This is a genomic window from Marinobacterium marisflavi (genome assembly GCF_982447095.1).
Genome location: NZ_OZ457898.1, coordinates 2,570,636 through 2,583,974 on the forward strand (window position 1 = coordinate 2,570,636; position 13,339 = coordinate 2,583,974).

A 13,339-nucleotide genomic window follows, 5' to 3' on the forward strand; every position below is an offset into this window, starting at 1 on the left:
AGAGATAAAAAATGAGTACAGTACGTCTTACAATGGCCCAGGCGCTGGTGCGCTACCTGATGGCCCAGAAAACAATGATCGACGGTGAGAAGCAGCCAATCTTTGCAGGTTGCTGGGCTATCTTCGGTCACGGTAACGTTGCCGGCTTGGGTGAAGCACTTCAGCCTGTACAGGCTGAGTTCCCAACGTACCGTGGTCAGAACGAGCAGACCATGGCACACGCTGCTATCGCTTACGCAAAAACCATGGACCGCAAGCGTTTCATGGCAGTGACTGCATCAGCAGGTCCAGGCTCAGTGAACATGGTGACAGCTTCTGCGGTTGCTCACGTTAACCGTCTACCTGTGCTGTTCCTGCCGGGAGATACCTTCTCAACTCGCCAGCCAGACCCAGTACTGCAGCAGGTTGAGAACCCACATGACTACACGCTGACTTCGAACGATGCGTTCAAGCCAGTAAGCCGTTACTTCGACCGTATCCACCGTCCAGAGCAGCTAATGGCTGCACTGCCAAACGTGATGCGTGTTCTGACTGACCCAATCGACTGTGGCCCTGCTTGTCTGGCAATCCCACAGGACGTGCAGACCATGGCGTTTGACTACCCTGAGAGCTTCTTCGACGAGAAGATTCACTACATGCGTCGTCAGGCTCCAGATACCGACGAATTGGCACGTGCGCTGGAGTTGATCAAGACGGCGAAGAAGCCAATGGCTATCGCTGGTGGCGGCATTCACTACTCAGGCGCTCTGAACGAGTTCGATCAGTTTGTTTCGAAATTCCAGATCCCAGTAGCCGAGACTCAAGCGGGTAAAGGTGCACTCCCTTGGAACCACGCGCAGAACCTTGGCACCATGGGTGTATCAGGCTCAGCATCTGCAAATGCCATGGCGCCTGAGACCGATCTGGTGATCGCTGTGGGTACACGTCTGGGCGACTTCGCGTCTGGCTCACGTGCACTGTTCCACAAAGATGCCAAGCTGGTCTGCATTAACGTCGGTTCATTCGACGCAATCAAACACAAAGCGCAGCCTCTAGTGGGTGACGCTAAGCTGACACTGGCTCAGCTAACTGAAGCACTGGACGGCTGGAGCATCGATAACGACTGGATCGCTAAAGGCGAAGCTGAGCGTCAGGCGTGGATTCACACCTGTGACGTCGCCATGTCTGACCGCGGTACCGATCTGCCAACCGACGCAGAAGTTGTCGGCGCTGTACTGCGTTCATCTGACATGAGCAAAGATATTGTTGAATGTGCCGCTGGCGGCCTGCCAGGCGAGCTGCAAAAACTCTGGCGTACCGAGCACTCCAAGGGTTACCACATGGAGTACGGCTACTCGTGCATGGGCTACGAAGTGGCTGGCGGTATCGGCGTGAAGATGGCTAAGCCAGACTCAGAAGTTTACGTGATGGTGGGCGATGGTTCCTACATGATGGCGAACTCAGAAGTGTTCACATCCGTAATGCTGGGTCAGAAATTCATTCTGGTGGTACTGGATAACCGCGGCTACGGCTGTATCCACCGTCTGCAGACTATGGGCTGTGGTGGCGCAGGCTTCAACAACTTGCTGCAGGACTGTCTGACGGCAAACGGCGCACCTGCTCCTAAGATCGACTTCACTGCACATGCAATTGCGATGGGCGCTAAAGGCGAAACCGTAAGCACCATAAAGGAGCTTGAAGAGGCGCTGGTACGTGCTCGCGCATCTGACACAACCTACATCGTCAGCATCGACACTGACCCACTGATCACCTCTCCCGGTGGCTGCTGGTGGGAAGTTGCGATTCCTGAAGTTTCAGGCCGCACCCAAGTGAATGAAGCGCGCGCGAAATACGATGAAATGAAAAAACGCCAGTTGGAGAACCTATAAACATGAGCGTACGCATTGGTATAAACCCGCTGACATGGACCAACGATGACATGCCAGCACTCGGCGCAGAGACGCCACTGGAAGTCTGCCTGTCTGAAGGTAAAGAGGCAGGCTACGCTGGCTTCGAGCTGGGCCAGAAGTTCCCACGCACACCTGAGATTCTTGGCCCTATCCTGGATAGCCATGGCCTCTCACTGGTATCTGGCTGGTACTCAAGCAACCTGCTTGAGCGCAGCGTAGATGATGAGATAGAGGCGATGCAGCCACACCTGCACCTGCTCAAGACTCTGGGCGCAACCGCGATGGTTTTCTGTGAAACCAGCCGCTGTGTACACGGCGAGATGGAAACTCCAGTTCGTAACCGCCCACAGATGAGCCCAGCAGAGTGGCCAGTGTTCCTCGAGCGCCTCAACGAAGTTGCAGAGTACCTGGAGACTCAGGGTGTATCTATGGCGTACCACCACCACATGGGCACAGTGATCGAAACTGAAACGGATATAGATCGCATGATGCAGGGTGCACCTGCAGTGGGTCTACTGCTGGACTCTGGCCACCTCACGTTTGCGAGCGGTGACCCAGTTGCCGTGGCTAAACGCTACGCCGATCGCATCAAGCACGTGCACTGCAAAGATATCCGCAAGTCAGTGATGGTAGATGCGAAGAACCGCAACCTGAGCTTCCTGCACGCAGTTCTCAACGGCACCTTCACCGTGCCAGGCGATGGCTGTGTTGACTACCCAAGCATCTTCGCTGTGCTCAAAGAGAGCAACTACGAAGGCTGGTTGGTCGTTGAAGCGGAACAGGATCCATCAATCGCACATCCGCTGACCTACGCCAAGCTAGGTTACGCAAATCTTACGAAGCTCTGCAGCGATGCAGGGATTTCAGTGAGTCAGTAAGCACTGCAATACTGCTGAGGTTGGCCCTCCACCAGCAATGGTGGGGGGCTTTTTTTCGCACCTTGGATGGCGTGGATACTACCAAATCAAGGCCTCAGCCCGATCCGCATCGGCGCGTTGCAACACTGCCTCAATCACATCCGGCCCGCGCGATGTATCGCCGTACATAACAGCGCCAACTAAACGATCATCGTCAAACCAGAATCGTCGGTACTGACCAAGCTCAGCGTCCAGGTAAAAAGCGGTCTCTTCAGACCGATCAATCTCACCGCAGGAGAAGAGCTCAACACCACTCACCTTCAACTGCGTGGCAAAGGCTTCATCCATATATTCATCACTGACTCCACTAAGCGTTGCCGCAAGAACTGCGGACTGACGCCAGATTGGCGCAACCAAGCCATAGGTATTGCCATTGAACTCAATACACTCACCCAGAGCGAAGATACGTGCGTCAGATGTGCGCATCTGCGCATCTACACAGATTCCTCTGTTGTGCTTCAAGCCACCAGTTTGCGCGAGTTCAGCATTGGGCAAAATCCCGGTGGCGAAGACTAGCAGGTCAGCACTAAGCCTCTCGCCATTAGAGAGAGTCACAGACTCAAGCTGACTATATTTGGTTTGAATCGACTGCAGTTGCTCCTGCGTGCGAACCTCCAACCCGCGAGACTCCATCTCATAACGCAACAACGCAGCGGCCTGCGGATCGAGTTGGCGATTGAGCAGATAGCCACTGCGATGCACCAAAGTGACACTCATACCAAGTTTGCGTAGTCCCTCGGCGGCCTCTAAACCGAGGAAGCCACCACCAACAACGACCGCCCTACCTCCGCGGGCAGCAACTTGCTGCATCCGTTCAACATCACTCCAGGAGCGAAAGGCCAGAACCCCGCGCGCGTGTACACCCTTGATATCCGGAATAATGGGGCGCGCACCGGTGGCAATCACCAGTTTCTCGTAGCCAAAACTCTCTCCAGACTCAGTTGTGACAGTTTGCAACTGGGCATTAATCGCCACCACACGGGCATCGGTGATTTGCTCAACAGCGTTTTGTGCTTCAGCTGGGTAATGCAATTGGAGCTGCGCGGGATCGATCTGTGCCGCCAGCAGTGGGGAGAGCAGAATGCGGTTATACGCCGTACGTGACTCCTCACCGATAACCCCCACCGACTTAGGCAACGCCTGGAGTGCACAGAGGTCGGTTATCAAGCGGTGCGCTGCGGGGCCGTTACCGATTATCAGAAGCTCATACCGCTTGGTCATCTTCAGGCACTCTTTGCTGTCGCTTCAGTCTGGCTCTTTTTTGCTGTCTGATGCTCTTTAATATCCTCAACCTTGCGCTGCTTCTCGTAGAGGAATGAGAGCACTTCGTGACGATAGTGGTTGTATTGAGGGTCATCGGCTAGCTGGATACGGTTGCGCGGGCGCTCCAACTCAACCTGCAGAATCTCTCCCACCGTAGCTGCCGGACCATTGGTCATCATTACAATGCGATCAGAGAGCAACACCGCCTCATCTACATCATGGGTAATCATAATGACGGTATTGTTAAGGTCTTTCTGTATCTCCATCAAGGAGTCCTGAAGATGGGCACGCGTCAGAGCATCCAGCGCCCCGAACGGCTCATCCATGAGCAATACACTTGGTTCCATCGCCAACGCCCGCGCTATTCCCACACGCTGCTTCATACCCCCGGAGATCTCATCCGGGCGCTTGTTCATCGCATGTGTCATGTGCACCAAATTGAGATTATGCTCAATCCACTCACGCATCTCGGCCTTGGACTTCTTCCCTTTAAAGACCTGTTTAACGGCCAGCTCTACGTTCTCATAGGCAGTGAGCCAGGGCAGCAAACTGTGATTCTGGAAGACTACGGCGCGCTCTGGACCAGGTTCATTCACCTCTTTGCCATCAAGTACAACACCGCCTGTAGTCGCACGATGCAGACCCGCCACGATGTTGAGTACCGTCGATTTACCGCAGCCCGAGTGACCAATCAGCGATATAAACTCACCTTTTTTGATCTTCAGATTGACGTCATCCAGGGCTTTAAAGCTCCCCTTCGGCGTTGGAAACTCGATTGATACGCCAGTCAGTTCTAAATGTGCTTTGTTCATTATCCTTACCTCTTAGCGAATCACTGCGGTTTTGTCCCAAGAGACAAAGCGTTGAACCATTAGCATGATTCGATCGAGTGCGAAACCGATTAGACCAATCACTAGCACCGCAACCATAATGCGACCCAATGAGTTGGAACTACCATTCTGGAACTCGTCCCAGACAAACTTACCCAACCCAGGGTTCTGCGCCAACATTTCTGCCGCAATCAGTACCATCCAGGCGATACCCAGTGATAGGCGCAGTCCAGTAAAGATCATCGGCACGGAAGATGGCAGCACGATCTTAACCACGTGAGTCATCCAGCTGAGGCGCAGCACTTTAGAGACGTTCTGTAGATCCGGGCTAATTGTCGACACACCTACTGAAGTGTTCAGCAAGGTTGGCCAAAGGCAGCACAGCGCTACGGTAAACAGTGAGGTGATGAACGACTTAGCGAACATTGGGTCGTCGCTGACATAAACCGCGCTCACTACCATAGTAACCAGCGGCAACCAGGCCAGCGGGGATACCGGCTTAAAGATCTGAATAACCGGATTAAGTGCAGCATTAAGACTGGCACTTAGACCTATACAGATACCCAAAGGAATAGCGATCAGTGACGCTATTACAAAACCGGCCAGCACGGTAACCAGACTCGTACCGATCTGATCGAAGAAAGTCGGCTTACCGATATACTCACGTATTTTGATCGGCGCGTTGGGATCCTTCTCCAGGCGTTTGGCATTGCGCTCCTCCTGGCGTTGATAAAACTCCTCTGCGCGCTGCTGCTCCTCAAGATGCTCAGCCACCAGTGCCTGAGTCTGCTCCCAAACCTCAACAGGGCCAGGAAAGGTACCCAAAGAGGTCTCGACTTTGCTTGCACCCGCCTGCCAAAACATCAGAAACAATGCGAGACCTAGAATGGGCAGCCCCAGGGTTCTAGCAACAAAGGAGATCACTCCTGCGAAACCATCTCCCTGAGCTATTCCTGCTGGCAACATCTGTACTAGTTTTCCACTACTCATCTTCAACTCCTGGCCCCGCACTAGGCGGGGCGGATAAACCTTAAAGCTTGGTGTCGCCTTTCAGACCGATGCTGAGGCTATCGAGATAGGCATTTGGCGCCGTGCCGTCAAAGGTGATGCCGTCGATGAAGGCACTCTGTGGCTCGCGGAAACCATCCTCGGTCGCAAAGTCAGGGAAGTCAGCCGCATCCATAACACCCTCATCAATCAGAGACTGAGCTGCTTCGGCGTAGATATCAGGACGGTAGACCTTCTTAGCCATATCCATGTACCAGCTATCAGGTTTCTGTTCAGCAATCTGGCCCCAACGACGCATCTGCGACAGGTACCAAACAGCGTCTGAGTAGTAGGGGTAGGTAGCGTTGTAGCGGAAGAATACGTTGAAGTCTGGTACCGGACGTTTGTCGCCCTTCTCGTACTCAAAGGTACCCGTCATGGAGTTAGCAATGACATCGTAATCAGCGCCAACGTAGTAGGGTTTAGAGAGTATCTCTACGGCCTCTGGGCGGTTAGCGTTGTCGTTCGCATCCAACCAATGCGCTGCACGAATCATTGCGCGCACTACGCGCAGGTGAGTGTTGGGAAACTCTTCAGCCCAAGCCTTAGATACTCCGAATACTTTTTCTGGGTTGTTCTGCCAGATCTCGTAGTCGGTAATAACTGGCACACCGATACCTTTGAATACCGCCTGCTGATTCCAAGGTTCGCCGACACAGTAACCGTAGATAGTGCCCGCCTCCAGAGTGGCTGGCATCTGTGGTGGAGGCGTAACTGAAAGCAGTGCCTCAGCATCAATCTGCCCCGAGGTATCACCCTTCTCCGGCGCATAGAAGCCCGGGTGAATGCCGCCGGCTGCTAGCCAGTAGCGCAGTTCGTAGTTATGTGTAGAGACTGGGAATACCATTCCCATATTGAAGGGTTTGCCTTCAGCACGGTACTTCTCGATAACCGGCTTGAGCGCATCCGCTTTTATTGGGTGGACAACCTTACCCTCTTTATCAACTTCCAGGTACGGCTTCATCTCATCCCAAATCTCATTAGAGACGGTGATGCCGTTGCCGTTGAGGTCCATGCTGAACGCCGTAATGATGTCGGCCTGAGTACCATACCCAATGGTGGCACCCAGCGGTTGACCCGCAAGCATGTGTGCACCATCCAACTGACCATCGATCACGCGGTCCAGCAACACTTTCCAGTTAGCCTGTGCTTCAAGCTGAACGTAGAGGCCTTCATCCTCAAAGAAACCTTTCTCGTAAGCTACAGCCAGAGGCGCCATATCTGTCAGCTTGATAAAGCCGAACTTGAGGTCCTCTTTCTCTGGGTAGCCAATCTCAGCCAAGCTCACAGCTGAGTAGCTCATTGTCATAGCAGTGGTTACAACTGCAACAGCTTTTGAGAGTGATTTAAATTTCATAGTCGCCTCCAATAAAACGAAAAAAGCGCTGCCAGCTGCAACTCAAAGGAGTTGGTTACTGATAGCGCCATTGCTAAATAAAATCTGTTTGTTGCAGATGAGTTAGCAGCAAGGATGCCAACATGTTTATTTCTATATTTTTCAGACAGTTAAAAACACAACCCTCGTACCAACCGGCAGCACAGCATGCTGCACCGCAAAATAACGCACCAGAGTAGTGCGACAGGCACCAAAAAAAGACAAATTTGGCGTCGCCATTCAGATGAGAAAGGCTATAGGGTGCAAAAAACATGGGTTTCCCCCAAGTTGGACTGATATCTGCAAGAGTCGGGGAAACAGATATTTCAAGCTATGACAGCTCGTTTCTTGGTCAGTTTCGATGCACTGACCGAGTGCGGGCTGTTGTTTTAAGTGTTGTTCTAAGGAGAGGCCATGAAATTGAGGTCTACCTGTGCATACTGCGGTGTCGGCTGCGGTATTGAGGTCAATATAGATAAGCAAGGCGTTAGCGTAGAAGGCGATACTACTCACCCGGCTAACTATGGAAAACTCTGTATTAAGGGGAGCTCGCTAGCCGAAACGTTGGGCACTCAGGACCGCCTAACCCACCCTAGCATCAATGGCGTACGCAGTGATTGGAGTGAGGCGCTTGATAGCATCGCCGCCAAGCTCAACCAGACTATCGAGCAGCATGGCCCTGATGCTGTAGCACTCTATCTCTCGGGACAGCTTCTGACCGAAGACTACTACGTAGCCAACAAACTGATGAAAGGTTTTATTGGCTCGGCTAATGTTGATACCAACTCACGACTCTGCATGGCCTCCACCGTCGTTGGCCACAAGCGCGCTTTTGGTGAAGACATCGTGCCCGGCTGCTATGAGGACCTCGAGCTTGCTGACTTAATTATCTTTGTTGGCAGCAATGCCGCCTGGAACCACCCGGTAATCTATCAACGGATCAGCGACGCAAAGCAACGCAATCCTAAGATGAAGGTGGTACTCGTAGATCCCAGACGCACAGCCACGGCCGACCTAGCCGATCTTCACCTGCAGATTAATCCTGGGAGCGATGCCCTGCTGTTCAACCACCTCCTTAGAGCAATCGCAGAATCTGAAGCACTTAACCCAGAGTATATCGGCAACTACACGCAGGGCTTCGACGCCGCACTGGAAGCCGCTAAGCTAGATACTGCCGACAGCAGATTGACCCTGGAACGACTCGGCATTGATGCTACTGAACTGGATACTTTCATTGAGCTGTTCATCTCAACTGAGAAGAGCGTCACCCTCTTCTCGCAAGGCATAAACCAGTCGAGCAGCGGTAGCGATAAAGTGAACGCAATCATTAACTGCCACCTTGCAACAGGTCGAATAGGTCGCCCTGGCATGGGGCCCTTTTCCCTTACAGGGCAGCCCAATGCCATGGGCGGGCGCGAAGTGGGTGGCTTGGCAAACCAACTGGCGGCGCATGAGGACTTTGCCGACCCCGATGGTCTGGCACGCGTTGAAGAGTTCTGGAAAGCTCCGCGACTGGCGCGTAAAGAGGGCAAGAAAGCCGTTGATATGTTTGCCGCGCTTGAGTCTGGCGAGATTAAAGTGATTTGGATAATGGGTACCAACCCGGTAGTCAGTATGCCAGACGCCAATCAAGTTAAACGCGCTCTCGCCAAAGCTGAGATGGTCATCGTATCTGAAGCAATGTCCGCCACTGACACTCTGAGTTTCGCCGATATCGCCCTACCCGCTTCAACCTGGAGTGAAAAACAGGGGACTGTAACCAACTCTGACAGGTTAATGAGCCGTCAGCGTGGATTTATTCCGCCACCGGGCGAAGCCCAGCATGACTGGTGGGCAATCTGCGAAGTGGCGAAACGCCTGGGCTTCAGTGACGCCTTCAACTTCAACTCTCCGGTAGAGATTTTCCGTGAACATGCGCAACTCAGCGGATTCAAAAACGGTGGTCGTCGCCTGTTCGATATCAGCGCAATGGCAGAGATCAGCGACGAGCAGTACGAACGCTTCCCTCCCATTCGCTGGCCCGTCACGGACAGCGCACCCGAGGGGACAGCCCGCCTGTTCGCTAATGGTGGTTACACAACACTAGAGAGCCGGGCACGTTTTCTACCGATAACAGCTAAAGAGCCGCGACAGCAGCCTGATGATACACAGTGCGTTCTCAATACTGGCCGTCTGCGCGATCAATGGCACACGATGACGCGCACCGGTCGTGCAGCCCGCCTGTGGCAGCACCGCCAGGAGCCCTTCGTTGAAATATCACCATCAGATGCGCAGAGGCAGGGCCTTGAGAACTCAATGCTTGTGAGGGTGCAACATCGTACTCAGGGTGAAACCCTGGTACGGGTAAGAGTTGAACCCGGACAGCGCGATGGCGAGCTGTTTGCCCCCATGCATTGGACTGAGCAGTTCAGTTCAAATGGCCGAGTAAATCAGTTGATCGAGTCGGTTACTGATCCCTTCTCAGGACAGCCGGAGCTGAAACAGGGACGAGTTTCGCTGAAGCCTGTGGCGGCAGACACCGAATATGCCTACCTACTCACTGATCGACCGATCGAAAGATCCGAGCTAAATCAGCTGACTTACTGGAGCCACTCGCTTATCGATCAAGGGCACCTTTACGCCCTCGCAGCGCCAAATGGGAAGATTAACTGGCAGGCTCTTTTCTATCGAGCCACAGAACAAGAGCCGAAACTAATTGCAAAGGGGCGCAATGCTTCAACCCTGCGCGCAGCCACACTCCTAAATCAGCGACTGACGGGCTTTCTCTACCTGAGCAAAACCCATCAACCACCCGAGCTCAGCTGGGTTAGCTCAAAGATTGGAACGACACTAGCCACGGCAGATCGCCAGCGTCTGCTCTCCTTGAAAGCCCCCTCGGGTGTTGATACTGGAAGAGTCATCTGTAGCTGTTTTCAGGTGAGAGACTCGCAGCTAAAGGAGGCAGGAGCAAAGACGCTTAAAGACCTACAGAAGCAGCTTCGCTGTGGCACAAATTGCGGCTCCTGCATCCCAGAACTCAAGGCGTTTTTACCAACTAACTTAGCGCTAGAGGCTGGCCAATAATCGCAACAAAGTATCAGCTAATGTAAAATACATATGCCCGTATCATTAACGAGCATTTTGATTTTCAGCCCTGTTCATCAGGGCTTTTTTCTTTTCGAGGGACTGACATTCGCAACAGAGTTTGACCAAGCCCTCGCTCAAACTAGTCGCTTTTCGGCACAGAGCCGCCATCTTAGCTAAGCAACAATATGGCTGTTGTACACACTTTACAGTCTTAACTAAGTGGCGAGGTTCTTCCGTCAGCAGGAGGAAGGTATAAAGTCCATAATTCTAGTCAGGTCGGCCCATTGTCGGCGAATGATGATTGAGCCGCCCTCACATAATCAAATATTTAATTGCTGCTAGCTTCCGGTAATTCTCGATCTTCCAGTGCATATGACCCCGCAACATTTATAAAGCAAGAATCTCAGCCAAAGCTCCGTATGAAGCAGTAAATTCCTTCTCCGAACAATTCGATCACTCAAACTTTATGGTTGCATTCAAATCTACTTTGAAGTTAAATGACACCGATGTCATGACACCGGTGTCATAAAAATAAAACGAGTTAGCCGATGCCAACGATCTACGATGTAGCCAAACTAGCTGGCGTGTCGCCCAAGACAGTTTCCCGAGCCCTTAACGCTGATGCCCCTGTTTCAGTATCAACGCTCAAGAAAGTTCAAGACGCAATTAAGACTCTTGGATATGTTCCTTCACGAGCGGCACAGTCGATGCGTTCCAACAAGAGCGGCCTAGTTGGACTTATCACAGGCGCAATCTCTGTATCGACGTCGAACAGCCAGGGGCCTGCCGGTCTACCCGACCTTTATATAGTTCAAGGCATTCAAAAGGCTTTTCTCGACTCTGGCTACACGTTAATGATTGCCGACACCGGCAACGAGCAAACACGTATCCCCGGGCTAATCGATACTTTCATCAACCATAGGGTTGAGGGTTTGATCATCGCCGCTGAATTCATGCAGAGAATTCGAGTTCCCCAGACCGCAAAACTCCCGCCTACCATTCTCGTTAATTGCTTTGATGAGGCTGATACCCCTTCAGTCATACCAGACGATTATGAGGGTGAGTACAAATTGGTTGAAAGGCTTATTAACGTTGGTCACAGACGCATTGCCTATTTGACGCTGGATCAGTCACTACACGCTACTGCCGCGCGCACACTTGGATACTGCGATGCACTCGAGGCTGCAGGTATCGCTTTTGACCCCGACCTTTTAATTGCGGGTGAAGACATCAGTGTGATTGACGATGAGAACCAGACAGCGAAAGCTCTTGAGGCATTACTGGCCCTTCCGGATCCTCCAACGGTCATCTGTTGCGGTAACGATAAGCTCGCGATGCGCTGTTACGGAATGCTCCGCGTCCGCGGCGTGAAGATTCCGGGCGATATGTCGATCGCTGGATATGATGATTATCGCTCAATTTCAACCATGCTCTTTCCACCGCTTACAACCGTTGAGCTCCCCTACTTCCGCATCGGTGAGACTGCGGCTCAAACTCTGATCAAAAAGATCAGACACTCCGAATCCGATCTTCCCACACTTCAAAAGGTGAGCGGATCAACGATATGGCGCTCATCCGTGAACGCTAATAACAAAAACCAAAATGGAGAAACACCATGCTAAAAAGATCCCTGTTGGCTGTTGCCGTAGTGGGTGTCAGCTTGAATCTGCAAGCTGCTACTGAACTTTCAATGTGGTACCACGGCGCTGGTAACGAAGTTGAAAGCCAACTGATTAATCAGATCGTTGGAGATTTCAACGCAAGTCAGTCCGACTACTCAGTGAAGCTGGAGAGTTTTCCTCAGGCGTCTTACAACGACTCAGTTGTAGCCGCGGCTCTTGCCGGTAACCTTCCAGATATTCTCGATGTTGACGGACCTGTGATGCCTAATTGGGCTTGGTCTGGTTACATGCAGCCACTGAACATTGATGAGAGCAAAATTGCCAACTTCCTGCCGGGCGCTCTCGGCAAATGGGAAGATAAGCTCTACTCAGTGGGTCTATGGGACGCTGCTGTCGCACTTGTTACTCGCCAGTCAATTTTGGATGAGCTAGGCCTGCGAACTCCGACGCTAGACAACCCTTGGTCTAAAGATGAGTTCATGGCGGCGCTGGATGCAGCCAAAGCCAGCGGCAAGTACGAGTACCCACTGGATCTGGGCATGGCTTGGACCGGCGAATGGTACCCGTACGCATTCAGCCCATTCCTGCAGTCATTCGGTGGTGACATCGTAGATCGCAGCAACTACCAGACAGCTGAAGGCGCCCTCAACGGCGACGCTGCGCTCGCATTTGGTGAATGGTGGCAGAACCTCTTTACCGGTGGCTATGCACCGGGCACTAGCCAGGATCCGGCTGATCGCGACTCAGGTTTCGTAAACGGTAAGTACGCTTTCACTTGGAACGGTAACTGGGCTGCGATGAATATCCTCGAAAAGTATGACGATACGCTCTTCTTGCCAGCACCAAACCTCGGCACTGGTCCGAAGATTGGCGGCGCATCATGGCAGTTCGGTGTATCTGCAGCGTCTGAGAACCCAGAGGGTGCGGCTGCATTCATCGAGTTCGCTCTGCAGGACAAGTACCTGGCAGCCTTCTCTGATGGTATCGGTCTGATTCCGCCAACACCAGGCTCTGCGGCAATGACAAAGCACTATAAAGAAGGTGGTGCGATGGAAGTGTTCTATGAGCTGAGCAAACAGCAGGCGGTCGTTCGTCCTGTAACACCTGGCTATGTAGTTCAGGCAAAAGTGTTTGAAAAGGCACTGGCTGACATCGCCAACGGCGCAGACGTTGCCGATACGCTCGATGCCGCTACCGACGAGATCAACCTCGATATCGAACGTAACTCTGGTTACTAATCGCTGATCCTGTCTTGAACGGCACCCGCTGATGGAGGCTGCGAAGTGAACTTTCGCAGTCTCCTGATGCGGGACATAATTTGTTTCTCCGG

At 52.6% G+C, this 13,339-nt stretch carries 9 protein-coding genes; 5 read left to right on the forward strand and 4 right to left on the reverse strand.

Annotated features, from left to right (window positions below):
* Nucleotides 1-11 precede the first annotated feature (11 nt).
* Together iolD and iolE are read left to right on the forward strand one after the other, a co-directional pair.
* Nucleotides 12-1,868, forward strand: a complete 1,857-nt coding sequence (iolD, locus tag AC1WNR_RS12705; protein ID WP_481644864.1) for a 3D-(3,5/4)-trihydroxycyclohexane-1,2-dione acylhydrolase (decyclizing) — start codon at nucleotides 12-14, stop codon at nucleotides 1,866-1,868.
* Between the two features lie 2 nt (nucleotides 1,869-1,870).
* Entirely contained in the window at nucleotides 1,871-2,767 is an 897-nt protein-coding gene (gene iolE / locus AC1WNR_RS12710) for a myo-inosose-2 dehydratase (RefSeq protein WP_481644865.1), read from the forward strand.
* A 78-nt stretch (nucleotides 2,768-2,845) separates the two neighbouring features.
* Here iolE and AC1WNR_RS12715 read toward each other — a convergent pair whose 3' ends face one another.
* From AC1WNR_RS12715 to AC1WNR_RS12730, 4 genes are read right to left on the reverse strand one after another with little or no spacing between them, the layout of a single operon-like run.
* The gene (locus tag AC1WNR_RS12715) at nucleotides 2,846-4,027 is read right to left on the reverse strand and encodes an NAD(P)/FAD-dependent oxidoreductase (protein ID WP_481644866.1); all 1,182 of its coding nucleotides are present in this window, start codon (nucleotides 4,025-4,027) and stop codon (nucleotides 2,846-2,848) included.
* Nucleotides 4,028-4,029: 2 nt separating this feature from the next.
* A complete protein-coding gene (locus AC1WNR_RS12720; protein ID WP_481644867.1) occupies nucleotides 4,030-4,881 on the reverse strand; it encodes an ABC transporter ATP-binding protein in 852 nt (283 codons plus the stop codon).
* Nucleotides 4,882-4,893: 12 nt separating this feature from the next.
* Complete coding sequence (locus tag AC1WNR_RS12725) at nucleotides 4,894-5,889, reverse strand: ABC transporter permease (RefSeq protein ID WP_481644868.1); 996 nt, start codon at nucleotides 5,887-5,889, stop codon at nucleotides 4,894-4,896.
* Nucleotides 5,890-5,929: 40 nt separating this feature from the next.
* Complete coding sequence (locus AC1WNR_RS12730) at nucleotides 5,930-7,255, reverse strand: CmpA/NrtA family ABC transporter substrate-binding protein (RefSeq protein WP_481645393.1); 1,326 nt, start codon at nucleotides 7,253-7,255, stop codon at nucleotides 5,930-5,932.
* Between the two features lie 480 nt (nucleotides 7,256-7,735).
* Here AC1WNR_RS12730 and AC1WNR_RS12735 point away from each other — a divergent pair, with 480 nt between their 5' ends.
* The 3 genes from AC1WNR_RS12735 to AC1WNR_RS12745 all read left to right on the forward strand — a co-directional run bounded on the left by AC1WNR_RS12735 (nucleotide 7,736) and on the right by AC1WNR_RS12745 (nucleotide 13,247).
* A complete protein-coding gene (locus tag AC1WNR_RS12735) occupies nucleotides 7,736-10,384 on the forward strand; it encodes a nitrate reductase (RefSeq protein WP_481644869.1) in 2,649 nt (882 codons plus the stop codon).
* A 551-nt stretch (nucleotides 10,385-10,935) separates the two neighbouring features.
* On the forward strand, nucleotides 10,936-12,009 hold the full coding sequence (locus tag AC1WNR_RS12740; protein ID WP_481644870.1) for a LacI family DNA-binding transcriptional regulator: 1,074 nt from the start codon (nucleotides 10,936-10,938) through the stop codon (nucleotides 12,007-12,009).
* Entirely contained in the window at nucleotides 12,003-13,247 is a 1,245-nt protein-coding gene (locus AC1WNR_RS12745; RefSeq protein ID WP_481644871.1) for an extracellular solute-binding protein, read from the forward strand. Before AC1WNR_RS12740 ends, AC1WNR_RS12745 begins: the two co-directional genes overlap by 7 nt.
* Nucleotides 13,248-13,339: the final 92 nt, after the last annotated feature.